This window comes from Mesorhizobium sp. LNHC221B00 (assembly GCF_000502935.1).
Lineage (GTDB): Bacteria > Pseudomonadota > Alphaproteobacteria > Rhizobiales > Rhizobiaceae > Mesorhizobium > Mesorhizobium opportunistum.
Map to the genome: position 1 here is coordinate 66490 of NZ_AYWR01000013.1, position 22926 is coordinate 89415.

Here is a 22926-nt window from a genome sequence, read left to right on the forward strand (position 1 = left end):
CCCAAAAAGGACATGCTTTGCCTGGAAAGATCGAGTCTACGCCGATTCCGCTGACGCGGTGACGGCGCGTGGCTGAAAGGGATACGATGCAGCAAGGACGTGCGCGCTGGCTGACAAGGCTGGCAATTGTGACGGGCATGGCGCTCTCGGCTTTGCCGGCCTATGCCAAGCAATCTACCGAGCCGGTCAAGATCTCGTCATTCTCTGGCGCCTATCTGGCGGCCCGGATCGCCGAAGGCGACAACGACCTCGACAGCGCCATCGCCTACTACAAGCAAGCCCTGGCCTTCAATCCAAGCGACACCGCGCTGCAGCAGAGCCTGATGCTGTCGCTGATCGCGCAAGGCCGCTTCGATGAATCGCTGGTCTATGCCGACAAGCTCAAGGAAGTGCCCGACGTCGAGCGCTTCTCGCGCCTGGCGCTGGCGGTCGATTCCTTCCACAAGAAGGATTTTACCAAGGCGCAGTACTGGCTCAAGCTGTCGTTGGAATCCGATCTTGATCGGCTGATCTCGGGCGTCATGTCCGGCTGGGCCGAACAAGGTGCCGGCCAGCCCGCCGACGCAATGGCCGCGATCGACAAATTGCAGGGGCCGGACTGGTTCGGCCTGTTCAAGTCCTTCCACCGCGCGCTGATCGCCGATGCCTCCAACATGCCCGAGAAGGCCGAGGCGATCTACGCCGCGACGATGCAGGATACGGCCGCCGGCGGCGCGGCTCCCGAAACCTGGATGCGCAACGCACAGGCCTATGCCTCGTTCCTGGCCCGCAAGGGCGACAAGGACAAGGCGATATCGGTGCTCGATCAGGCCGAGGCGTTCTCGCCCGGCAAGCTGGAAATCGTCACCTTGCGCGACAGGATCGCCAAGGGTGACAAGATTGCGCCCTTTGTTTCCGGCCCGTCCGACGGTGCTTCCGAAATCCTGCTCGATCTCGCCACCGCACTCAACCGTGGCGGCGGCGAGCCGTTCGTGCGCCTCTATTTGCAATATGCCTTGGCTCTGAGGCCTGACAGCGACGCGGCTCTCGTGCAGCTCGCAGCCGTCGCCGAGCAGTTGAAGGACGGCGAGGGCGCCATCGCGCTCTATCGGCGCATCCCCGACTCTTCGCCGCTGAAGCAGCTTTCGGACCTGCAGCTTGGCCTCAACCTTGCCGATCTCGACCGTCATGACGAGGCGATCACGCATCTCAAGGCTTTCGTCGACGCCCATCCCAACGACATGCGCGCCTATCTGGCACTCGGCGGGGTCTATTCCTCGAAGGAGGATTTCCGCTCGGCCGCCAACATCTACGACAAGGCCGTCGACGCGCTGAAGACGCCGACCGCGGCCAATTGGAACATCTTCTACCAGCGCGGCATCGCCTATGAGCGCCTGAAGGAATGGCCGAAAGCCGAGCCTAATTTCCGCAAGGCGCTGGAATTGCAGCCGGACCAGCCGCAGGTTCTGAACTATCTCGGCTATTCCTGGGTCGACATGAACACGAACCTCAAGGAAGGCCTGGCGATGATCCAGAAGGCCGTCGATCTGAGGCCGAGTGACGGTTACATCGTCGATTCGCTGGGCTGGGCCTATTTCCGCCTCGGCAGGTTCGATGACGCGGTGCGCGAAATGGAACGCGCCGTGTCGCTGAAGCCGGAAGATCCGGTTCTCAACGACCATTTGGGCGACGCCTACTGGCGCGTCGGCCGCAAGCTGGAAGCTACCTTCCAGTGGAACCAGGCCCGCGACCTGAAGCCGGACCCGGATGTGCTGGCCACCTTGCAGCAGAAGCTGATGAAGGGCCTGCCGCCGATCGAATCCAACACGGCGCAGGAAACCCCGAAGGTGAAGCCAGAGCCGGTTCCCGCCCCGAAAGGGTGATGTCGACCATCTTGATTGCGAGAGGGCTCCGATTTGGAGCCCTTTTTCGTTTGCAGCGACGCGCTTTAAAACAGCTTCCGGTAGACGACGAAGCCGGAGCGCTCGCCAACCTTGTCGTAGAGCTTCATCGCCGTGTGGTTGGTCTCATGCGTCAGCCAGTACACCCGACCCGAGCCGGCGGCCTGGGCGCGCTCATAAACGCCTTCGATCAGGGCCCGGCCGATGCCTTTTCCCCGCGAGGCCTCCGTGGTGAAAAGATCCTGCAGATAGCAGTTCGGTGCGATCGCCGTCGTGCTGCGGTGGAACAGATAATGCACAAGGCCGAGAAGCTGCCCGTCGTTTTCGGCAACCAGCGCATGGACGGGCTCATAGGCATCGAAGAAGCGCGACCACGTCATCGCTGTGATCTCGCCTGACAGCGCCGTTTCACCCGCGCGGCCGTAGAATGCGTTGTAGCCGTCCCAAAGCGGCAGCCATTGATCGTAGTCCTGTCGCATGATCGGGCGGACTATGATGGAACTGGGCATGGCTGGCACCGGTCGTGCATGTAAGGGGTCGAACAGATCGCAGGTTCTCGAGGCCGACAATGGGCCAGCACCCGGCAAAGTTTTCAACATCGCGCTACGTCCAAGGGCTGCCCAGCCTCGATGCGCCTTGCTTGACGCTTCGCCGCCGTGTCTCTAGGACGTGGCGCTAAGCTAGCCTTTGCTGTCGAGGCCACCCGTGACGATTGAAATGCCTGCCCATATGCATCCCAGCCGCTCTTTCCAGGGGCTGATCCTGACCTTGCACAATTACTGGGCGGCCTATGGTTGCGTCATCCTCCAGCCCTATGACATGGAGGTCGGCGCCGGTACCTTTCACCCGGCAACGACGCTGCGCGCGCTCGGCCCCCGGGGCTGGAATGCCGCCTATGTCCAGCCCTCGCGCCGCCCCAAGGATGGCCGCTACGGCGAGAACCCGAACCGCCTGCAGCATTATTACCAGTACCAGGTGATCCTGAAGCCGAACCCGCCGAACCTGCAGGAACTCTACCTCGGCTCGCTCGCCGCGATCGGCGTCGACCCGTTGCTGCATGACATCCGCTTCGTCGAGGACGACTGGGAAAGCCCGACGCTGGGTGCCTGGGGGCTTGGCTGGGAATGCTGGTGCGATGGCATGGAGGTCTCGCAGTTCACCTATTTCCAGCAGGTCTGCGGCATCGAATGCGCGCCGGTGGCGGGCGAACTGACCTACGGGCTGGAACGGCTGGCCATGTATGTGCAGGGCGTCGACAACATCTACGACCTCAATTTCAACGGCCGTGAAGGCGCTGAAAAGGTCACCTATGGCGACGTCTTCCTGCAGGCCGAGCAGGAATATTCGCGTTACAATTTCGAATACGCCAACACGGCGATGCTGCTCAGGCATTTCGAGGACGCCGAGGCCGAGTGCAAGGCCCTGCTCGACGCCGGTGCGCCGGCATCGAACGACAATTTGCCGATGCACAGGATGGTTTTTCCCGCCTACGACCAGTGCATCAAGGCCAGCCATGTCTTCAACCTGCTCGACGCGCGTGGCGTAATCTCCGTCACCGAGCGGCAGAGCTACATCCTGCGTGTGCGCAATCTGGCGAAGGCCTGCGGCGAGGCGTTTCTGAAGACGCAGGCGGGTGGATTGGCGGCTTAAAGAAAATTCCTGGAACCGCTCTGGTTTCAGACGCCTGTCATCATTTCGATCGGCAACAGGATCTGGCTGCTGGCGCCAGCCATGGTCCGCAGCGCCTGCCGCACACCTGGCATCGCGAAGGCGCCGTGGGCCTGCGCGGTGAAGCAGGCGCTGAGCGCGAGGATCTGCAGAAGTCTGGATGCCGTTTTCATGGTCGTTCAGCCAATAGTTTCCTGCCTGAGCGTGGGTCGCTTCAGCGCTGCGTTCGGTTCATGGAAATCTTTGATCCAAGGACGGGCGAGATCGCCTCGTTCCGACAGGGCTGCCAAAATTTCTGCAGGGGTGACAGCGGCCAGCCGAGTTGCTATGCCCTTTTACCTCCCCCTCGATGGGGGAGGTCGCCGCGAAGCGGCGGGGGGGGGNGGGGGTGATAGCGCGATTTCTCATGCCGAAGCTCGATCGGTTCAAGCTGCAGTCCGCCCAACGGCTTCGTGCGGCAATGACCGACGAGGAGCGCATCTTGTGGCGACATCTCTGGCGCATTCCAGTTGAAGGCACTCATTTCCGCAGGCAGGCGTCAGTCGGGATTTACTTCCCCGACTTCATCTCACACCGGCTGAAACTGATCATCGAGGTGGATGGTGCTCACCACAGTTTCGACGGCCAACAGCGCCACGACGAACGTCGAACAAAATGGTTCGAGAGCCAAGGTTATCGCGTCGTCCGCTTCTGGAACCATGAAATCAAAAACGAACTGGATTCCGTGCTCGATACGATCTATGCGGCGGTGGAAAAACGAAAATCACACCTTGGCCCGCGAGACGCCGAAGGCGCTCGATCCTGAGATGCCGCCACCCCACCCCGGCGCTGACGCGCCGACCCTCCCCATCGAGGGGAGGGTGAGGAGCCACCAATGCCTGACCTGCTTCTAGAACTTCGCTCCGAGGAAATCCCCGCCCAGCCGTGCGCCCGCAGCGCCGGAGGCGCGAGGACGCGCAAACAGGAAAATGGCATGCGGGCGGAGAAACTCTGATGCCGGATCTTTTGCTCGAACTTCGCTCCGAGGAAATCCCTGCCCGCATGCAGCGTAAGGCGGCGGGTGACCTCCGGAAAATGCTGGCCGACGGTCTGGTCGAAGCGGGTCTGACCTACGAGGCGGCGCGCGAGTACTGGACGCCGCGGCGGCTGACGCTTGATGTCAGGGGGCTGACCGCGCGCTCGAAGGATATTAGCGAAGAGATCAAGGGCCCGTCGACGACGGCGCCGGAGCAGGCGGTCCAGGGCTTCCTGCGCAAGGCCGGGCTGTCTTCGATCGCCGAGGCGCATGTCCATTCCGACCCGAAGAAGGGCGACTTCTATGTCGCCCACATCTCAAAGCCGGGCAGGGCTGCCGAACAGATCATCGCCGAACTGGTGCCCGGCATCATCCGCAATTTTCCCTGGCCGAAATCGATGCGTTGGGGGCCGGCCTCCGCGAAACCGGGCTCATTGCGCTGGGTGCGGCCACTGCAATCGATCCTGTGCACATTCGGACCGGAAACCGAGGAGCCGGTGGTTGTCGATTTCGAGATCGACGGCATCCGCTCCGGCAACGTCACCTACGGCCACCGTTTTCTTGCGCCTGGCGAAATCACCGTGCGTCGCTTCGACGACTATGTGGGCAAGCTGGAGGTGGCGAAGGTCGTGCTCGACGCCGATCGCCGCAAGGAGATCATTCTCGCCGACGCCCGCAACCTCGCTTTCGCAAATGGGCTCGACCTGGTCGAGGACGAGGGCTTGCTGGAAGAGGTGTCGGGGCTGGTCGAATGGCCGGTCGTGCTGATGGGCGAGTTCGAGCAGGCTTTCCTCGCCATCCCCGCCGAAGTCATCCGGCTGACCATCCGCGCCAACCAGAAGTGCTTCGTAACGCGCCCGCAAGGCGAGGGTGAGACACTTTCCAACCGCTTCATCCTTACCGCCAACATCGAGGCCACGGACGGCGGCAAGGAGATCGCCCACGGCAACGGCAAGGTGGTGCGCGCGCGCCTCTCCGACGCCCTCTATTTCTGGACGACCGACCAGGGCGATCTGCCTGATCTTGGCCAGCTCGAGACATCGGCGGAAAAATTCGGACTCGATTTGAAAAAGCCGCTTGACCAGCGCATGGCCCGCCTCGACCATCTCGATGTGACGTTCCACGCCAAGCTCGGCACGCAGGGCGAGCGCGTGGAGCGGATCAAGGGATTGGCCAGGGAATTGGCGCCGATCGTCGGCGCTGACCCCGCGCTGGCGAGCCGCGCCGCCATTCTCGCAAAGGCAGATCTGACCACCGAAGTCGTCGGCGAGTTCCCCGAACTCCAGGGCGCCATGGGCCGCAAATATGCGCTGCTCCAGGGCGAACATCCGTCCGTGGCAGCGGCCATCGAGGAACATTACAAGCCGCAGGGCCCGTCCGATTATGTGCCGAGCGATCCGGTGTCGGTCGCTGTGGCACTTGCCGACAAGCTGGATACGCTCGTCGGCTTCTGGGCCATCGACGAAAAGCCGACAGGATCGAAGGATCCGTATGCGCTGCGTCGAGCGGCGCTGGGCATGGTGAGGGTCATACTGGAAAACAAGCTCAAGCTTTCGCTGGGCATCGCCATCGCGGCCGCAGTCTCTTCGGCCCTCGCCGTATATGAACAAAAAGGCGAGGGAACGGAGAGCCGTGGCGTCGTCGCGATGCTCGATTCCAGCATTCGCGACTACAAGGGCGCAAGCCAGCTGTTGTCGGAAGCAGGCTTGATTTCCAACCTGTTGAAAGGTGGACTGGCCAAGGCAAGTTCGGAAACTTTTGGCTCCGCCGATCAGGAGCGGGAGTTCTTTGACGGCCAGCGTCTGATGGAGCTTGAAGCGTCGCTGTCGCCATTGATCGCCGATCTTTTGTCCTTCTTCCACGACCGCCTGAAAGTCTACCTCCGCGACCAGGGCGCACGCCACGATCTGATCGACGCCGTCATCACCCCGCGGTCCGACGACCTCCTGCAGATCGTACGCCGGGTCGAAGCGCTGGGCTCCTTCCTCGATACCGAGGACGGCAAAAATCTGCTCGCCGGCACCAAGCGTGCGGCCAACATCCTGGCTGCCGAGGAGAAGAAGAAAACGGCGATCGCGCAAACCGTTGAGCCGGCCTTGTTCCGGCAGGATGCCGAGAAATCGCTGTTTGCGGCGGTGAACCAGGCCGAGAAGCAAGCCGGCGAAGCGATTAAAAACGAAGACTTTTCCGCCGCCATGCTGGCGCTTAGCGCGTTGCGTGAACCGGTTGATTCATTCTTCGAGCATGTTCTCGTGAATGATGAGGATCTGGCCGTGCGCGCCAACCGCCTGGCGCTGCTGGCTCGCATCCGTGCGGCCACCGGTCAGGTCGCGGATTTCGCGAAAATCGCTGGTTGATCGGCCTTGAAAAATATCTTCCAACCCGCCGTTCGAGCCGGCTTATAGTCATATGGCGATGATCTCTCCGTGGCAAACGGGACGTGTTCCCCAACCCCACGGAGGCTTCCATGAATTCCGATCACGAAATCGAAGTGACAGAAGAAACCCCGGCCGCCGCCGAGGCGATTGATTCCGCTTTCGAAACCCCCCTCGACCATGCCGCCGCCGCCACGGTCGAAGCCGCCGATCACTCTGACGATGAGGACGGCGACGACGAAGGCGAAGCGGCTGATGACGCTGAAGCCGCCAAGCTCTCGGGCGACGATGAAGACGAAGAGGAAGATGAGGACGAAGACGACGCCGATGACAGCGTTAAGGCCAAAGGCGACGACGCCGAGGACGAATCAGAATCCGAAGACGGCGAGTCCGAAGAAGACGACGGCAAGGAAGAAGCGGCCTGAGATTTCAATCCGGTTCTATCGAGAAGAAAGGGCGGCGCATTAGCGTCGCCCTTTCTTGTTCCGGGATGCTGATGCAGTCAGTCTTCCAGGATGCTGACGCGTACGCTGTTTTCGTAGACGTCGACCTGGATCAGCGGCTCGCCATTGACGATGGCCCGCCTTGTCGAGGAACTCATCGCGCCGGGGCGCTCCAGCATGCGCTGCAGATCGGCGCGCTGGTCGTTGGTCCTGAACCAGCCATCAGCCTCGTCGTCGCGGTCGCGGCGATGGAATTTGTGCCAGTTGGCGCGATCCTGCCGCACCATCTGTGCCGCGCCGTCCAGCGCATAGCCATCGCTCGCCTGGTGGTCGCGGTCTGAGATACGCGCGACATAGGACCCCAGCATGTCATCGGCTTGCGCTGCATTGGCGCCGAGCAGCGACGCCAGCAGAAGCCCGGCCATGGTGACGGTTTTGGATTTTCTCATGATCAACCCCCTTTGAATGATGAATCCCGCGCCGCTTGACTAAATTCATGCGGCAGCGTCGACCGGCGAAATATGCCAGGACGAATTCGCGCGGCGATGGTGCGCAGGGCGCCGGCGCGCCGTCAAGCTGCCGGTTGACTGGCGGGCGGGCGCTACTTGACCTTGCCTACCCCGGGCGCGGGCATCGATGCGGCTGCAGGCGCGGCGGGTTTCTTTTGCGTGTCCGGCGTGGGCGCGGCCGAGGCGGTCGCGCTTGCAGGCGCAGCAGCAGGTGCGGTGGCCGCGGCCGGCGTCGTTGCTTGCACCGGTGCCGAGAAGGCGTCGCCGACGACGCCGCCACGAATGATCATCGGGTTCCGCATGAAACCATGGCGGGCTTCAGGCGCGTTCGGGATCGCGGCCACCTTTTCATAGGTGACGTCTGGCTCGCCGAGCGCAACCACGGACACCATGTCGCTCGCCTTGGCATCGGCTGCCATCATGATGACGGAGGGCGTCGAGGCCGGCGCGCCGGGAAAAACCAGCGAAGAGGCCTGAGCCCCGCATGTCAAAGCCGCCAGGGTGATCCCCAGTACGATACGCACAGACACTGATATCGCTCCCCTTTTGCCCTCGCCGCGATGATAGCGGACCGGAATTGATACCGGCTTTCGCGGAAACATAGCATTTTAGGGATTGATAAATCGCCAAGGCCGTTCTCGGCCCGGCTTGCTCAACAGCCGCCATCGTACTACGCAGCCGGCATCTGCGAGGTGACGAGAGTGGCTGAGATAATTGGCGCCGGCGAGGCGTTGGAGCGGGCGCTGGCACTGCTCCAGGGCGGCGATGTCGTCGCCATCCCCACGGAAACGGTCTACGGGCTTGCCGGCGACGCCACCAACGGCATCGGCGTGGCGCGCATCTTCGAGGCCAAGGGGCGGCCGCGTTTCAATCCGCTGATCGCTCATGTCGCCGACATGGCGATGGCCGAAAGCATCGCCCTGTTCGATCCGCTGTCGAAGAAACTGGCGATTGCGTTCTGGCCGGGCCCGCTGACCCTGGTGTTGCCGCAACGGCCCGGCAACGGCATTCATCCGCTGGTCACGGCCGGGCTCGATACGATCGCCCTGCGCATGCCTAGGGGCTTTGGCGGAGACCTCATCGCCCGTCTCGGCCGGCCGCTTGCCGCACCCAGCGCCAACTCGTCCGGCAAGATCAGCGCGACGACGGCGCAAGCGGTAGCGGCAGATCTCGGCGCACGCATCAGGCTGGTGGTCGACGGCGGCGCGACGCCGGTCGGGCTGGAATCGACCATCGTCAAGGCCGAGGCGGGACGATTGCGGCTGCTGCGGCCCGGCGGCATTGCCGCCGAGGACATCGAGGCGGCCGTCGGCATGGAACTGTTGCGCGGTGGCGGCGCCGGCGTCGAAGCGCCCGGCATGCTAGCCTCGCACTATGCGCCAGGGGCCGCGGTGCGGCTCAATGCCGGCACCGTCGCCGAGGGCGAAGCCCTGCTCGCCTTCGGCAACCGGCGGGCCGCGGGCTGGCAACGCGCCACCGCCTTCCTCAATTTGTCCGAAACGGGCGACCTGCGCGAAGCGGCGAGCAATCTCTTCGCCTACATGCAGGATCTCGACCGCAGCGGCGCGCGGACCATCGCCGTCGAGCCGATACCCTTCGATGGGCTGGGCGAAGCCATCAACGATCGGCTTTCACGCGCCGCCGCCCCTCGTGACAACACACAGCCCACGACATAGTTTTCCCACATGACCGAAATTTCACAGACACTCGATCCCGCTCTCATCGATCGCTTCGTGGCGATCGTCGGCGATAAATATGCGCTGCGCGACCCGCAGGACATCGCGCCTTTCCTCGTCGAACGGCGCGGCCTCTGGCATGGCGCGACATCGCTGGTGCTGCGGCCGGGCAGTGTCGACGAGGTCAGCCGGATCATGAGGCTGGCGACCGAGACGGGAACGCCGGTCGTGCCGCAGAGCGGCAACACCGGGCTTGTCGGCGCCCAGGTGCCGGACAGGTCCGGCCGCGACATCATCCTGTCGCTGTCGCGTCTGAACCGCATTCGCGAGATCGATGTCCTGTCCAACACGGTGACGGTCGAGGCCGGCGTCATCCTTCAGACGCTGCAGGAAGCGGCCGATGCCGCCGGCCGGCTGTTTCCGCTGTCGCTGGCCGCGCAAGGCTCCTGCCAGCTCGGCGGCAATCTCTCGTCCAATGCCGGCGGCACCGGTGTGCTTGCCTACGGCAATGCGCGCGAACTCTGTCTCGGCGTCGAAGTGGTGCTGCCGACCGGCGAGGTGTTCGACGATCTGCGCAAGCTGAAGAAGGACAACACCGGCTACGATTTGAAGGACCTGTTCGTCGGCGCCGAAGGCACGCTCGGTGTCATCACCGCCGCCGTGCTCAAGCTGTTCCCGAAGCCGAAGGGGCGGGAAGTGGCCTTTGCCGGCCTGTCGTCGCCAGAGGCGGCGCTCTCCCTGTTCGGCTTGGCCATGGACCGCGCCGGCGCTTCGCTCACCGCCTTCGAACTGATCGGCAAACGGCCGTACGACTTCACTTTGAAGCATGCACAAGGCGTGACCCGGCCGCTGGCCGAGGACTGGCCCTGGTATGTGCTGATGCAGGTGTCCTCGGGCCGTTCGGAAGAGGACGGCAAGGCGCTTATCGAGGAGGTGCTGTCGGCCGCTCTGGAGCAGGGCATCGTCGGCGACGCGGTGATCGCGGCAAGCCTCGCCCAGGCCGATGCCTTCTGGAATTTCCGCGAGGTGCTGCCCGAGAGCCAGAAGCCCGAAGGAGCCTCGATCAAGCACGACATTTCCGTGCCGATATCGTCGATCCCCGAATTCATCGGCAAAGCCGCCGGTGCTGTCGCTTCAGTCAGCCCCGCCGCGCGGGTCGTCTGTTTCGGCCACATGGGCGACGGCAATTTGCACTACAACATCTCGCGGCCGGAGGACGCCGACGACGAGGCTTTCCTGGGCCTCTACCACGCCATGAACAAGGCCGTGCACGATGTCGTCCGCTCCTTCCATGGCTCGATCTCGGCTGAGCACGGCATCGGCCAGTTGAAGCGCGACGAACTGATCGCCACCGCGCCGCCGATGGCGATCGATCTGATGCGCCGGGTGAAGGCTGCCTTCGATCCGGCCGGCATCATGAATCCGGGTAAGGTTATCTGATCCTTTCTACATCTTCCGGCTGGTGGCATTCCGATAACCATCCCTGAGATCAGCAAAATTTAACCGACTTTCTTAAGCGCGGCGGTAAGGAGCCAGCGCTAATGTTTGCCCATAACGAGGCCGGGAAAACTGGCCCGGAGAGAACCGGACACCGGCTCTCAGGAGACAGACAGGAAGGCACTCTATGAACACCGGACTTAAGCCAGTCTGGGCGGGACGCAACATGCGCCTCGACCCATTCCGACTGCCCCAGATGGTCAGCTACGCCACGCGCGACGATTATGGCGACGTGACTTTCACCATCGACCATCGCGGCGCCGTGATCCGCCGCCTGCTCGAGATGAGCGGCGTGCCGGCGATCATCGCTCTGCCCGCCAATGCGTTCCGCGGCGTTGCCGCCCGCGCAATGGAGGATCCGGACGGCAATGTCACGGTGACCCTGGAACTCCTGCACGACGACCCCATGCTGTCGGTGCCGCTGCTGGTGGCCGACGATCTTGAAGATGTTGCCGCCGACTGGCGCGCCTGGGCCGACGCCTACCGCCTGCCGATGCTGTTGATCGAATCGGATGGCATTGCCCGCACTTTGGAAGAATCGCTCGGCGCCGCCATCAAGACGCTGCCGCCGCAGGATCGCCGCAAGGGCCGCGTTTCGACCATGCGCCGTCCGCGCTTCCTCGCCCGCCGCCGGGCCGGCGACCTCGGTCTCAGGCTGGTCATCGACGGCCAGGAGATCATTTCAAGGGATTAGCTTCTTCTCCCCGTCACTATACGGGGAGAAGTGCCCGGCAGGGCGATGAGGGGCAGCGCTGACCAAAGTGTTTGGCTACCACCTCAAGACTTGGTTGAGTGTGCGTTGTGTCGCGCTGAACCTCTCGCTTCGCCTTCAAGGTCGGGGCTGCCCCTCATCCGGCTGCCGCCACCTTCTCCCCGTATAGACGGGGAGAAGGAAGGCTACACCAGCGGCTTCAGCGCCACCCATAGCGCGCCGCCGATCAAGCCGAGGAAGATCAGCCAGCCGACCTGGTTGTTCGACCGGAACAGCCGCAGGCATTGGTCGGGATTGTCGATGTCCAGAACCGTGATCTGACGGGCCATGTGCGCGCCGGCGGCGATCAACCCAGCCAGCGCCACCACCGGAGCCTGCGCCGACGCGAAGGCGATGGCGAAGCAGATCAGCGTGCCGCCATAGAGTCCTGCCAGCCACGCCTTGGTGTTGTCGCCGAACAGCCGCGCCGTCGAGCGCACGCCGACAATGGCGTCGTCCTCCTTGTCCTGATGCGCATAGATCGTGTCGTAGCCGATCACCCACAGGATCGAGCCGATATAAAGCAGGATGGCGGAGCCATCGAGATCGCCGAACTCGACCGCCCATCCCATCAGCGCGCCCCAGGAAAAGGCAAGGCCGAGAAACAGTTGCGGCCAATTGGTTATCCGCTTCATGAATGGATAGACGGCAACGATCGCCAGCGAACAGACGCCGAGCAGAATGGCGAAGCTGTTGAACTGTACGAGCACCGCGAGGCCGGCCAGGGCTTGCAGGACGAGAAACAGCCAGGCGCGCCGACGCGTCGTCTGGCCCGAGGGCAGCGGACGCGAGCGCGTGCGTTCGACCTGGTTGTCGATGCCCTCGTCGACAAGGTCGTTGTAGGTGCAGCCCGCGCCGCGCATGGCGACGGCGCCGATGAGGAACAACATGAGATACAAGGGTGCCGGCAGCAGCGAGAGCAGCGGGTCGCCGGGGCGCGGATAGGCGCTCGCCGCAAGCGCCGCCGACCACCAGCATGGCCATAAAAGCAATTGCCAGCCGATCGGCCTGTCCCATCTCGCAAGCTGCGCATAGGGCCAAATCGAGCGCGGCAACACGCGGTAGACCCAATGGCCGTTCGGCGCATCGGCGACACGGCCCTGGGCCACTTTCGACTGGATAGGTTCCATGCGCATGGAGTGGCAGCAGCCGCGGAAACCGTCAAGCGGCAAGCAGTCGGTCGGCGACCGCCAATCCGTCAGGCGGTGAAGATGTCGCGCGTTGAGAACCATGCCTTCGCCACGTCGACGAACGCCAGCGCTGCGTTCGATACCCGCTGGTGCGTGTCATAGGTGAGGATGATGCGCTGCATGGGCAGCGGATCCGACAATGGCCTGCAGACGAGAGGCAGCCCGTCATAGCTGCGGTCGCCATGCGGGCGGGTGTAGCTGACCGCGACCCCGAAGCCGTTCGCCACCATGCTGCGCTGGAGTTCGAACGAACTCGTCGCCCTGTCGGCAACCGGCGAGAGCCCACGGCCGCGGAACAGATCGAGCATGTGCTGCCAGCTGTGCGGCTGGTCCGTCGTGATCAGCGGGTAGGCGGCGAGGTCCGTCAGGCTGACCGATGGTTGATCCGCCAGGGCATGGCCCGACGGCAACAGCGCGTGCGGGCGAAGTTCGTGCAGCAGGATGCGCGCGAAATGGGTCGGCAGGCTCAAATCATAGGTGAGACCGAGGTCGATGGCCGCGTCGCCGAGTCGCCGCCCCAGCGTCTCGAAGGTCTCGTCGCGAACGACGATTTTCACCGCCGGATGGCGTTCGGAAAAAGCACGGATCAGCGCAGGTGCGAAGAACGGCGCCAGATCCTCGAAACATCCAAGCACCAACTCTCCGCCGACGGCCGAGTTGTCGGCACCCAGGCTCATCAGCTCGTCGGTCTCGGCAAGGACCTGTTTTGCCTTCACCGCCACGGTGCGGCCGAAAGAAGTCAGCGAAACGCCGCTTCCGCGCTGGCGCACGAACAGTTTCTGCCCGAAATCCTTTTCGACGGCGTCGATCGCGACCGAAATCGACGGCTGCGAAATGTTCAGCGCCTTGGCCGCACCGGTGACGCTGCCGTGGCGGGCGACGGCGACCAGATAGCGCAATTGCGTCAGGGTAAGGTTCATAGTTCAGGCCTATGTGTCAGATGAGAAGTTATTATTTTACTGAAATGAAGGAGGGCTGCGATAGTGGTCTCGATCCTGAAAGGAGGACACCATGGCTTCCCAGACTGCCGCCCGCTCAATCGACACCGGCCTGATCGATGCGGAGACGATTGCCGATTATCAGCGCGATGGCGCGGTTTGCATCCGCGGCGCCTTCAAGGGCTGGGTCGATACGATTGCCGCCGGCATCGAGCGCAACATGCGGAACCGCAGCGCCACCGCGTCTGATATCGCCAATGGCCGCGGCAGTTTCTTCGACGATTATTGCAACTGGGAACGCATCCCCGAATTCGTCGAGGTGGTGCGGGAATCGCCGGCCGCCCAACTGGCGGCGGCGGTGATGCAATCGCGCACCGCGCAATTCTTCCATGACCATGTTCTGGTCAAGGAACCCGGCACGCAGAAGCCGACGCCCTGGCATCAGGACATCCCATATTATTTCGTCGATGGCCAGCAGACGGTCAGCTTCTGGATCCCCATCGACCCGGTGAAGGAGGCGACGCTGCGCCTGATCGCCGGCTCGCACAAATGGGACAAGATGATCCTGCCGGTGCGCTGGCTCGACGACAGCAATTTCTACGCCGGCGAGGGCGACTACCTGCCGGTGCCCGATCCCGACAAGGATCCGTCGATGAAGGTGCTCGAATGGGAGATGGAGCCGGGCGATGCCATCCTGTTCGACTTCCGGACCGCGCATGGCGCGCGCGGCAACCTGACCGCGGCACGGCGCCGAGCGCTCTCGCTGCGCTGGGTCGGTGACGATGCCCATTATGTCGAGCGGCCGGGCCGCACCTCGCCGCCCTATCACGGCCATGGCATGCAGCCAGGCCAGAAATTGCGCGAAGACTGGTTTCCGGTCGTTTTCCCTGGCTGAGCGGGCCAGAATATGGGTGCCGGAATTCGGCGCCCATATTCGGCAGGGGATAGCGTTCCCGTGCGCAATTCGGGTCAAAACATCTTGATGCCTTGACCCGTCGCCCAGAGAGCAATAGCGGGTGCTCCAAGAGACTGTTTCGAAATTCGCTCTGGCGAGTCATATGGTGGTGGTTTCGAGAACCGTGGCGGAGCGGACATTTGGTCCGTGAGCAACGGAAGCGCAGAAAACGCCCCCAGGTGGCCGCCAGAGCAGAATTTCGGCATCAAGAGGTGGCCATGAACGTTCTTCTTCTGGGCTCCGGCGGCCGCGAACATGCGCTGGCCTGGAAGATCGCGGCGTCGCCGCTGCTCACCAAGCTTTACGCGGCCCCCGGCAATCCGGGCATCGGCAGCGAGGCCGAGCTGGTGAAGCTCGACGTCACCGATCATGCCGCCGTCGCCGCCTTCTGTCGGGAGAAAAAAATCGACCTCGTCGTGGTTGGCCCGGAAGGACCGCTCGTCGCCGGTATCGCGGACGATCTGCGCGCCGAAAACATCCGCGTCTTCGGGCCTTCCAAGGCTGCCGCGCGGCTGGAGGGCTCCAAGGGTTTCACCAAGGATCTCTGCGCCAGGTACAACATCCCGACCGCGGCCTATGGGCGCTTCGGCGATCTGGCCTCCGCGAAAGCCTATGTCGAGAAAACGGGCGCGCCGATCGTCATCAAGGCCGATGGGCTTGCCGCCGGCAAGGGCGTCACCGTCGCCATGACGCTGGACGAGGCACGGGCGGCACTCGATTCCTGCTTCGACGGTTCCTTCGGTGCCGCAGGCGCCGAAGTGGTGATCGAGGAATTCATGACCGGCGAGGAGGCGAGCTTCTTCTGCCTCTGCGACGGCACCACGGCGCTGCCCTTCGGCACCGCGCAGGACCACAAGCGCGTCCGTGACGGCGACGTCGGCCCCAATACCGGCGGCATGGGCGCCTATTCGCCGGCGCCGGTGATGACGCCGGAAATGGTCGAGCGCACCATGCGCGAGATCATCGAGCCGACCATGCGCGGCATGGCCAATCTCGGCGCGCCCTTCGCCGGCATCCTCTTCGCCGGGCTGATGATCACGGACAAGGGGCCGAAGCTGATCGAATACAACACCCGCTTCGGCGACCCGGAATGCCAGGTGCTGATGATGCGGCTGAAGGACGATCTGCTGGTGCTGCTCAACGCCGCAACCGACGGCCAGCTCGCACACACCTCCGTGCGCTGGCGCGACGAGGCGGCGCTCACCGTGGTGATGGCGGCGCGGGGCTATCCCGGCACGCCGGAAAAAGGTTCGGTCATCCGCGGCGTCGAAGACGCGGCGGCTGACGGCGTCCAGATATTTCATGCCGGCACCGCCATCAACGGCGGCGCACTGGTCGCCAATGGCGGTCGCGTGCTCAATGTCACCGCGACGGGCGCGATCGTCGGCGAGGCGCAGGCGCGGGCCTATGCCGCGCTCGACCGCATCGACTGGCCCGACGGATTCTGCCGCCGCGACATCGGCTGGCAGGCCGTGGCGCGCGAACAGGCGCACTGAAGCTCGAATTGTGACGGCAGCTACCGCTGGCTGCGATCGCTTTTGGTCGAAGCGGTGCTGACCGGGTCGGCCGCGGCAAAGGCGGCATCGAGTTGCGCGGGTGAACGCTGCTCGGTCCGCTTCCAGGCAACATATTCGACGATGCCGAAGCTCGGGCGTCGCGGCACGGTCTTCACGACAGGCATGCGGAAGCCGTCGCGAAATCTCGACCAGCGCGTACCGAGCACCGCGACCAGTTCCTCGAACGTCGGCGGCGTCGCGACATCGGCATAGATGAGGGTGGTCTTGCCGGCCAACGCTGCTTCGCGCGACAGCGGTACCGGTACGCTGGCGAGATAGTCTGACGGCACGTCGATCAGCCCGCCAAAAGGCCATTGCTGGTGCAGCGTGGCGGCGTCTGTCGGCGCGACGTTGACATCGATATCGTCAGGCGTGCCGGCGACCCTGTAGGGGCAACGGAAATGGCCGCAATTGGCCTGCGCCGAGAATTGCCAGAGTGCATAGCCCTGCCAGTTGCCCATTGGAAAATGCACGTCGATGTCAGGTTTGTAGCGCGCGTACCAGAGCGGCAGCCGCGACAGGAGCCGGTATTTGTAGCGGTTGTCGGCGATGAACTGTGCGGTCTTGCCATTGGTGTAGAGCACCGGGAAACGGCCGACGCGCCTGTGCACCTGGCGCACGAACTCCTCGGCATCGTCGAGCGACATCCATTGCGAGGGATCGTTGCCCTCGATGTCGAGAGCCATGAGATCGTCGGGTGCCGGTTCGGCGAAGTCGAGGAAATTGTTGGCCTGGTCGACCGGATTGCCGGGGCGGGCGAGATGATAGGCGCCCCATTTCATGCCGAGCGCCTTGGCCACGATCCTGCGCGTCTGGAACAGCTCGCGCGTCACCGCATGGCGCTTCCACAACGCCTTGCAGAGCTTCACCTCGGTGTCGCTGCCAAAGCAGAAATAGGGCGGCGGCATGCCGTCCGACGCCTTGTTGATGAAGGCGACGACGCGTTTGTCGGTGGCAAGCTGCGCCCAGTCGATGGAATTGTATTCGTAGGCATCGACCACCAAAGCGCGGTCGGCATTCTTCCACGGCTCGGAAAAATCCGAGGCCCTTGCCGCCGCCGACAGCGTCATCGTCGCCGCAAGAGCGAGAAGCGCTGTACGGCGAAGGAGGCGCACCGTCCTTTTCAAAACAGGGAACCCCCGTTGATCAAAGACAGATGCTGGACCGCTATGGTTAAGGAAATGCTTCTCTAGGACGATGCCGGCCAATGCCGGGAATTCAACGCCGGCCAAACGGCTGGAATTCAAACGGATCCGGAGCCGGCTCCTGCAGCAGCGTGCCTTCGGCTGCGCGTTTGCGGTGGTGGGCGAGCGAGCATTTTGGCGAGCATAGTATCCCTCGATCCGACCAATAGGCGGCGCCGTTTTCCAAGTCGCCATGATAGTAAGAGAATCCAGCCGCCCGGTAGGGCAGGCCGCATTCGATGCAACGGTAGGTGTCAGGTCTGGCGAGCATGGGATTGGTTCCAGTCGGCTGGTTCTGGTCTGTCGCCGGTCGAATTGATCCGGCATTGATCGAATTTAATACGTGCCGGGACGATTGCAAAATCCGCGTGACAAAATTTGACGTTTACGTGAAAAGGAAAGCGGAAGATCGCCCAAAGGCGGAGGTTTTGCGGCTCCGCGAGCCATAGGGTCCGTTGGCGGAAGGTGAGGAGGAAAGCGGCATGTATCGGGCACCCGTCGAGGATATCGCGTTCACGCTGAAGCACGTGGCCGGCATGAAATCCGCCCTCGATGCCGGCTCGTTCGGCGATCTCGGTGAGGATTTGGTCGACGCCGTTCTCGGCGAGGCAGGCCGTTTCGCCACCGAGGAAGTCGCTCCGCTTTACAAGATCGGTGACGAACACGGTGCGGTATTGAAGGACGCTTCCGTCACCACCCCGCCCGGCTGGAAGGAACTTTATCGCCGCTGGATCGATGGTGGTTGGAACGCGCTGTCCGGGCCGGAAGCGTATGGCGGCCAGGCCCTACCGACCATGCTTGGCGTCGCCGCGCTCGAAATGTGGAACTCCGCCGCCATGGCTTTCGGCATCGGCCCGACGCTGACCATGGGCGCGGTCGAAGCGCTCGACAAGCACGCCTCCGAAGACCTCAAGGCGAAATATCTGGAAAAACTCGTCTCCGGCGAATGGATGGGTACGATGAACCTGACCGAGCCGCAGGCCGGCTCGGACCTCGCCGCCTTGCGCGCCCGCGCCGAGCCGGCCGGTGACGGCACATACCGCATCTTCGGCCAGAAGATCTTCATCACTTATGGTGAGCACGATTTCACCGACAACATCGTTCATCTGGTGCTGGCGCGGCTGCCGGATGCGCCTGCCGGCACGCGCGGCATCTCGTTGTTCCTGGTGCCGAAATTCCTGGTCGGCGACGACGGCTCGCTCGGCGCGCGCAACGACGTCTTCTGTTCCGGCCTCGAACACAAGCTCGGCATCCATNATCCATGCCTCACCGACCTGCACCATGATCTATGGCGACGGTTTCCAGGGCGCCAAGCCGGGCGCCATCGGCTGGCTGGTCGGTGAGGAGAACAAGGGCCTCGCCTGCATGTTCACCATGATGAACAATGCGCGGCTTTGCGTCGGGATGCAGGGCGTGGCGGTCGCCGAAGCCGCGACCCAGAAGGCGATCGCCTATGCCAATGAGCGCCGCCAGGGCAAGGCGGCGGATTATGCCGGCACCGGCATGGCGCCGATCGTTCATCATCCCGATGTGCAGCGCAATCTGCTGACCATGAAAGCGCTGACGCAGAGCGCCCGGGCGATCAGCTATTCCTGTGCGCATGCCATCGACATGGCGCGTGTATCGTCCGGCGAGGAGGCGGCGCATTGGCGCGACCGCGCCAATCTTTTGACACCGCTGGCCAAGGCGTTTTCGACCGATGTCGGGGTGGAAGTGGCCTCGCTTGGCCTCCAGGTCCATGGCGGCATGGGTTTCATCGAGGAGACCGGCGCGGCTGCCCTTTATCGCGATGCCCGCATCGCGCCGATTTATGAGGGCACCAACGGCATCCAAGCGATCGATCTGGTCACCCGCAAGCTGCCGCTCGGTGGCGGCGAGCATGTCCATCGCTTCATCGGCGAACTGGCCGCGGTCGCCAGTGCCGTGCGCACCTCAAACCTGCAGGGGTTCGGCCGCACCGCCGATGCTCTCGACGCGGCACTCGACGACATGACGCAAGCGACCCGCTTCCTGCAAGAACTGTCGGTCGGCCGGTCGGAGCAGGCGCTGGCGGGTGCCACGCCGTATCTCAGGCTGATCTCGTTGGCCGCCGGCGGCGCCTGTCTGGCGCGGGGCGCTCTGGCCGATCACGGGCGCATCGCGCTTTGCCGCTTCTTCGCCGAAAATCTGCTTGGCGAGGCGCGCGCGCTGAAAGAACGCGTTATCGACGGTGCCGAAAGTCTCGCCATTGCCGGCAAGGCGCTGATTTCTGCCTGACGTTCACAGGGCCTAACAAGGAAGAACCGTGACAGACCACATCCTCGTCGAGCGCCAGGGCGCCATCCAGATCATCCGCATGAACCGCCCGGACAAGAAGAACGCACTGACGCGCGCCATGTATGCCAAGATGTCGCAAACATTGGCCGAAGGCGATGCCGATCCGGCCATCCGCGTCCATGTGTTCCTCGGGGTGCCCGGCGCCTTCTCCTCCGGCAACGACCTTGCCGATTTCATGGTGGTGGCCACCGGCGGCGACGGCGGCACTGAAGTCTGGGATTTCCTGATGGCGCTGGCCAGGGTCGAAAAACCCATGGTCTCCGGCGTCGACGGCATCGCCGTCGGCATCGGCACCACGCTCAACCTACATTGCGACCTGACCTTCGCCACGCCTCGCACCGTGTTCCGGACGCCCTTCGTCGACCTCGGCCTGGTGCCGGAGGCGGGATCGAGCCTCTTGGCGCCGCGCGTGCTGGGGCAGCAGGCCGCTTTCGCGTTGCTTGGCCTTGGCGAGGGCTTTTCGGCCGAGCGCGCCAAAGCCACCGGCCTGATCTACGACGTGGTCGAGGAAGGAGCACTGGAGGCCTCGGTGCTGGCGGCGGCCGGCCAGATCGCCGCCAAGCCGCCGCAGGCGCTGAAGATCGCGCGCGACCTGATGCGCGGCTCGCGCGAAGACCTCGTCGCCCGCATCGGCGAGGAAAGCGAGCACTTTCGCGAGCGGCTGAAGTCGGACGAGGCGCGGGCCGCGCTGACGGCGTTCATGACCAGGAAGAAATAGCTCGACCTTCTACCTCCCCTCGATGGGGAGGTAGGCCCGCGGGGCCGGCTGGGGTGAAGCGCCGACTTACCGCGTTCAGGGATAAAGCCGGGTCTTGTCCCAACCGCCCATGGCGTTGCGGGAAAAGACCACACGATCATGCAGCCGGAACGGCCGGTCGTGCCAGAACTCGATCGTATTCGGCACGATGCGGAACCCCGACCAGTGTTTGGGTCGCGGAATCTCGCCGATTGCGTAACGGGCCGTGTATTCGGCGACAGCTTTCTCCAGCGCGAACCGGCTTTCGAGCGGCCGCGACTGTTTCGAGGCCCAGGCGCCGATGCGGCTGCCGCGCGGCCGCGTCGCATAATAGGCGTCGGCTTCGGCATCGCTCACGATCTCGACCGGACCGCGAATGCGTACCTGGCGGCGCAGCGATTTCCAGTGAAAGCACATCGCCGCCTTCATGCTGCCCAGAATCTCCTGGCCCTTGGCGCTCTCGAAATTCGTGTAGAACACAAAGCCGCCCTCATCGAACCCCTTCAGCAGCACCATCCGCACATCCGGCATGCCTTCGGCATCGACGGTCGCCAGCGCCACGCCGTTGGCATCGTTGATTTCGCTCTTCGTGGCGTCATCCAGCCATGCGGCAAAGAGGCGAAACGGCTCGCCGGCCTCGGTAAAGTCACCGCTTGTTAACTCAGTGTCACTCATAGTTTTTCTCAAATTGCCACGGATCAGGGGGAGGTTGCCGATTGTCGCGTATCGCGCAAGCTTTTGACAGCAGGCAATGGAGCGTTATCGCTTCGGCCAGCGCGAAAGCCGCGATCGTGGTCGTCAGCCTGCCACTGGCTGCCTGTGGAGCGGGTGGCTTCAGCCTGGAAAAGGCCGAGGTCGACCGCTCGATCCTGACCAGCAGCACGTCTGCTTCCGCGGCGCCGCTCGATGCTGATCGAAACTCCGACCAGACGACGATCGGCAATGCCGTGTCCTCCGCCGACATCGAGCAGCTCGGCGGGCAGGCCGTGCCATGGGCGAATGCCGGCACCGGATCGCGCGGCTCCATCACCGAGCTCGCCGAATTGAAGGACAGCGGCCAGACCTGCCGCCGCTTCAAGGCGTCGCGCGAAAGCTTTGATGGCGTTGCAATGTTCGAGGGTGAGCTGTGCCTCGCCAGCGCCGGTGGCTGGCGCATGCAGGGCTTCAAGCCACTCTAACTTCCGCGCTCGATTTCCGCCCTTGATATGACGGTCCGGCACTGGAATTTCTTCCTATGCGAGCGCATATAGGAGGCAAGTATGGACTCAACTCATTTCCAGGGCAGGACGCATGCGCGACCCGTATGAGGTGCTGGGCGTTGCAAAGAACGCATCGGCCAAGGACATAAAATCGGCATACCGGAAGCTCGCCAAGAAACATCATCCGGACCAGAATCCGAATGATCCCAAGGCGAAGGATCGTTTTGCCGCGGCCAACCAGGCCTATGAGATCGTCGGCGACGAGAAAAATCGTGCCGCCTTCGATCGCGGCGAGATCGACGCCGACGGCAAGCCACGTTTCCAGGGTTTCGAGGGCGCCGCCGGTGGCGATCCCTTCGGCGGATTTCGTCGGCAGCAAGGGGCGGGTGGTTCGCGATTCGAATTCCGCTCGGGTCGTCCGGGCGGCGATCCGTTCGACGGCAACAGCGATATTTTCAGCCAGATTTTCGGCGACGCCTTTTCGGGCGCGCGCGGTCCCGGCATGGGCGACCGCCGCCAGCCCGCGACCGCTGCCGATCTGAACGTGACGCTCGACATCACCATCGAGGAAGCCGCGAATGCCGAAAAAGTGACGGCGATGTTCCCGGATGGCCGCAAGGTGGCGGTCAAGCTGCCGGCCTATGTCGAGGACGGCCAGACCATCCGGCTGAAGGGGCAGGGCGAGCAGGGACCGGGTCAGCCCGGTGACGCGCTGGTCAAGATCCACATCCGCCGGCATCCGCGTTACCGTATCGAGGGCCGCGACCTGCACGCCGACCTGCCGGTGTCGCTGGCGGACGCGGCACTGGGCGCCAAGGTGCCGGTCGAGACGCCGACCGGCAGGCTCGCGGTCAACGTTCCTGCCTGGTCGAGCTCGGACAAGGTTCTGCGCCTCAAGGGCAGGGGCCTGCCGGAAAAGGCCGGCGGCCATGGCGATCTCTATGTCCATGTGCGTATCATGCTGCCGGAGAGCGGCGACAGCGCGCTCGAAGCGCTGCTGCGCGGCCAAAAAGGCTGATCGACGGCTTTTGTCCCCCG

General features: G+C 63.7%; 22 protein-coding genes and 1 pseudogene. 14 read left to right on the forward strand and 9 right to left on the reverse strand.

What is annotated here, in order from left to right:
• Positions 1–86 precede the first annotated feature (86 nt).
• A complete protein-coding gene (locus X741_RS149095) occupies positions 87–1862 on the forward strand; it encodes a tetratricopeptide repeat protein (RefSeq protein WP_023778653.1) in 1776 nt (591 codons plus the stop codon).
• A gap of 65 nt (positions 1863–1927) precedes the next feature.
• Here X741_RS149095 and X741_RS149090 read toward each other — a convergent pair whose 3' ends face one another.
• A complete protein-coding gene (locus X741_RS149090) occupies positions 1928–2389 on the reverse strand; it encodes a GNAT family N-acetyltransferase (RefSeq protein ID WP_023778654.1) in 462 nt (153 codons plus the stop codon).
• Between the two features lie 208 nt (positions 2390–2597).
• Here X741_RS149090 and X741_RS149085 point away from each other — a divergent pair, with 208 nt between their 5' ends.
• The gene (locus X741_RS149085) at positions 2598–3530 is read left to right on the forward strand and encodes a glycine--tRNA ligase subunit alpha (RefSeq protein WP_031250199.1); all 933 of its coding nucleotides are present in this window, start codon (positions 2598–2600) and stop codon (positions 3528–3530) included.
• Between the two features lie 26 nt (positions 3531–3556).
• Here the strand turns inward: X741_RS149085 and X741_RS1000000170435 are convergent, their stop codons facing one another.
• Positions 3557–3721, reverse strand: coding sequence for a hypothetical protein (locus tag X741_RS1000000170435; protein WP_023778655.1), 165 nt, complete (start codon positions 3719–3721; stop codon positions 3557–3559).
• Between the two features lie 233 nt (positions 3722–3954).
• On the opposite strand from X741_RS1000000170435, the gene X741_RS149080 reads away from it, so the two are divergent.
• The 3 genes from X741_RS149080 (at position 3955) to X741_RS149070 (ending at position 7363) form a co-directional block, all read left to right on the forward strand.
• Positions 3955–4353 carry a DUF559 domain-containing protein gene (locus X741_RS149080; RefSeq protein WP_023778656.1) on the forward strand — a complete coding sequence of 133 codons (399 nt, stop codon included), beginning with the start codon at positions 3955–3957 and terminating at the stop codon, positions 4351–4353.
• A gap of 188 nt (positions 4354–4541) precedes the next feature.
• A complete protein-coding gene (gene glyS, locus X741_RS149075; protein WP_023778657.1) occupies positions 4542–6920 on the forward strand; it encodes a glycine--tRNA ligase subunit beta in 2379 nt (792 codons plus the stop codon).
• A 110-nt stretch (positions 6921–7030) separates the two neighbouring features.
• A complete protein-coding gene (locus tag X741_RS149070; protein ID WP_023778658.1) occupies positions 7031–7363 on the forward strand; it encodes a hypothetical protein in 333 nt (110 codons plus the stop codon).
• A gap of 77 nt (positions 7364–7440) precedes the next feature.
• Here X741_RS149070 and X741_RS149065 read toward each other — a convergent pair whose 3' ends face one another.
• Complete coding sequence (locus tag X741_RS149065; protein WP_013896699.1) at positions 7441–7830, reverse strand: hypothetical protein; 390 nt, start codon at positions 7828–7830, stop codon at positions 7441–7443.
• Positions 7831–7982: 152 nt separating this feature from the next.
• A complete protein-coding gene (locus X741_RS149060) occupies positions 7983–8420 on the reverse strand; it encodes a hypothetical protein (protein ID WP_023778659.1) in 438 nt (145 codons plus the stop codon).
• A gap of 171 nt (positions 8421–8591) precedes the next feature.
• Between X741_RS149060 and X741_RS149055 the strand changes: the two genes are divergently transcribed.
• The 3 genes from X741_RS149055 (at position 8592) to X741_RS149045 (ending at position 11757) form a co-directional block, all read left to right on the forward strand.
• The gene (locus tag X741_RS149055) at positions 8592–9566 is read left to right on the forward strand and encodes an L-threonylcarbamoyladenylate synthase (RefSeq protein WP_023778660.1); all 975 of its coding nucleotides are present in this window, start codon (positions 8592–8594) and stop codon (positions 9564–9566) included.
• A gap of 9 nt (positions 9567–9575) precedes the next feature.
• The gene (locus tag X741_RS149050; protein ID WP_023778661.1) at positions 9576–11006 is read left to right on the forward strand and encodes an FAD-binding oxidoreductase; all 1431 of its coding nucleotides are present in this window, start codon (positions 9576–9578) and stop codon (positions 11004–11006) included.
• Between the two features lie 184 nt (positions 11007–11190).
• Entirely contained in the window at positions 11191–11757 is a 567-nt protein-coding gene (locus tag X741_RS149045; RefSeq protein WP_023778662.1) for a DUF6101 family protein, read from the forward strand.
• A 203-nt stretch (positions 11758–11960) separates the two neighbouring features.
• Here X741_RS149045 and ubiA read toward each other — a convergent pair whose 3' ends face one another.
• Both ubiA and X741_RS149035 read right to left on the reverse strand, forming a co-directional pair.
• Positions 11961–12944, reverse strand: a complete 984-nt coding sequence (gene ubiA, locus X741_RS149040; protein WP_023778663.1) for a 4-hydroxybenzoate octaprenyltransferase — start codon at positions 12942–12944, stop codon at positions 11961–11963.
• Positions 12945–13012: 68 nt separating this feature from the next.
• Positions 13013–13924, reverse strand: coding sequence for a LysR family transcriptional regulator (locus tag X741_RS149035; protein ID WP_023778664.1), 912 nt, complete (start codon positions 13922–13924; stop codon positions 13013–13015).
• Between the two features lie 91 nt (positions 13925–14015).
• Between X741_RS149035 and X741_RS149030 the strand changes: the two genes are divergently transcribed.
• Positions 14016–14837, forward strand: a complete 822-nt coding sequence (locus tag X741_RS149030; RefSeq protein WP_023778665.1) for a phytanoyl-CoA dioxygenase family protein — start codon at positions 14016–14018, stop codon at positions 14835–14837.
• Between the two features lie 278 nt (positions 14838–15115).
• The gene (gene purD / locus X741_RS149025) at positions 15116–16393 is read left to right on the forward strand and encodes a phosphoribosylamine--glycine ligase (protein WP_023778666.1); all 1278 of its coding nucleotides are present in this window, start codon (positions 15116–15118) and stop codon (positions 16391–16393) included.
• 20 nt (positions 16394–16413) lie between these two features.
• On the opposite strand, the gene X741_RS149020 is transcribed toward purD, so the two are convergent.
• Positions 16414–17523, reverse strand: a complete 1110-nt coding sequence (locus X741_RS149020; RefSeq protein ID WP_023778667.1) for a glycoside hydrolase family 25 protein — start codon at positions 17521–17523, stop codon at positions 16414–16416.
• Between the two features lie 148 nt (positions 17524–17671).
• On the reverse strand, positions 17672–17908 hold the full coding sequence (locus X741_RS149015) for a hypothetical protein (protein ID WP_023778668.1): 237 nt from the start codon (positions 17906–17908) through the stop codon (positions 17672–17674).
• Positions 17909–18119: 211 nt separating this feature from the next.
• On the opposite strand from X741_RS149015, the pseudogene X741_RS01000000166875 reads away from it, so the two are divergent.
• Together X741_RS01000000166875 and X741_RS149010 are read left to right on the forward strand one after the other, a co-directional pair.
• Positions 18120–19893: pseudogene (locus X741_RS01000000166875) on the forward strand (acyl-CoA dehydrogenase family protein).
• Between the two features lie 28 nt (positions 19894–19921).
• Entirely contained in the window at positions 19922–20671 is a 750-nt protein-coding gene (locus X741_RS149010; RefSeq protein WP_023778669.1) for a crotonase/enoyl-CoA hydratase family protein, read from the forward strand.
• A gap of 75 nt (positions 20672–20746) precedes the next feature.
• On the opposite strand, the gene pdxH is transcribed toward X741_RS149010, so the two are convergent.
• The gene (gene pdxH / locus X741_RS149005) at positions 20747–21364 is read right to left on the reverse strand and encodes a pyridoxamine 5'-phosphate oxidase (protein ID WP_023764516.1); all 618 of its coding nucleotides are present in this window, start codon (positions 21362–21364) and stop codon (positions 20747–20749) included.
• 41 nt (positions 21365–21405) lie between these two features.
• On the opposite strand from pdxH, the gene X741_RS149000 reads away from it, so the two are divergent.
• The gene (locus X741_RS149000) at positions 21406–21867 is read left to right on the forward strand and encodes an RT0821/Lpp0805 family surface protein (protein WP_023778670.1); all 462 of its coding nucleotides are present in this window, start codon (positions 21406–21408) and stop codon (positions 21865–21867) included.
• A gap of 112 nt (positions 21868–21979) precedes the next feature.
• A complete protein-coding gene (locus X741_RS148995) occupies positions 21980–22906 on the forward strand; it encodes a J domain-containing protein (protein ID WP_023764514.1) in 927 nt (308 codons plus the stop codon).
• Positions 22907–22926 lie beyond the last annotated feature (20 nt).

Coding starts and splice junctions, on each gene's coding strand:
- X741_RS149095 (WP_023778653.1), top strand. CDS start 87: ATGCAGCAAGGACGTGCGCGCTGGCTGACAAGGCTGGCAATTGTGACG.
- X741_RS149090 (WP_023778654.1), bottom strand. CDS start 2,389: ATGCCCAGTTCCATCATAGTCCGCCCGATCATGCGACAGGACTACGAT.
- X741_RS149085 (WP_031250199.1), top strand. CDS start 2,598: ATGCCTGCCCATATGCATCCCAGCCGCTCTTTCCAGGGGCTGATCCTG.
- X741_RS1000000170435 (WP_023778655.1), bottom strand. CDS start 3,721: ATGAAAACGGCATCCAGACTTCTGCAGATCCTCGCGCTCAGCGCCTGC.
- X741_RS149080 (WP_023778656.1), top strand. CDS start 3,955: ATGCCGAAGCTCGATCGGTTCAAGCTGCAGTCCGCCCAACGGCTTCGT.
- glyS (WP_023778657.1), top strand. CDS start 4,542: ATGCCGGATCTTTTGCTCGAACTTCGCTCCGAGGAAATCCCTGCCCGC.
- X741_RS149070 (WP_023778658.1), top strand. CDS start 7,031: ATGAATTCCGATCACGAAATCGAAGTGACAGAAGAAACCCCGGCCGCC.
- X741_RS149065 (WP_013896699.1), bottom strand. CDS start 7,830: ATGAGAAAATCCAAAACCGTCACCATGGCCGGGCTTCTGCTGGCGTCG.
- X741_RS149050 (WP_023778661.1), top strand. CDS start 9,576: ATGACCGAAATTTCACAGACACTCGATCCCGCTCTCATCGATCGCTTC.
- X741_RS149045 (WP_023778662.1), top strand. CDS start 11,191: ATGAACACCGGACTTAAGCCAGTCTGGGCGGGACGCAACATGCGCCTC.
- ubiA (WP_023778663.1), bottom strand. CDS start 12,944: ATGGAACCTATCCAGTCGAAAGTGGCCCAGGGCCGTGTCGCCGATGCG.
- X741_RS149035 (WP_023778664.1), bottom strand. CDS start 13,924: ATGAACCTTACCCTGACGCAATTGCGCTATCTGGTCGCCGTCGCCCGC.
- X741_RS149030 (WP_023778665.1), top strand. CDS start 14,016: ATGGCTTCCCAGACTGCCGCCCGCTCAATCGACACCGGCCTGATCGAT.
- purD (WP_023778666.1), top strand. CDS start 15,116: ATGAACGTTCTTCTTCTGGGCTCCGGCGGCCGCGAACATGCGCTGGCC.
- X741_RS149020 (WP_023778667.1), bottom strand. CDS start 17,523: ATGACGCTGTCGGCGGCGGCAAGGGCCTCGGATTTTTCCGAGCCGTGG.
- X741_RS149015 (WP_023778668.1), bottom strand. CDS start 17,908: ATGCTCGCCAGACCTGACACCTACCGTTGCATCGAATGCGGCCTGCCC.
- pdxH (WP_023764516.1), bottom strand. CDS start 21,364: ATGAGTGACACTGAGTTAACAAGCGGTGACTTTACCGAGGCCGGCGAG.
- X741_RS148995 (WP_023764514.1), top strand. CDS start 21,980: ATGCGCGACCCGTATGAGGTGCTGGGCGTTGCAAAGAACGCATCGGCC.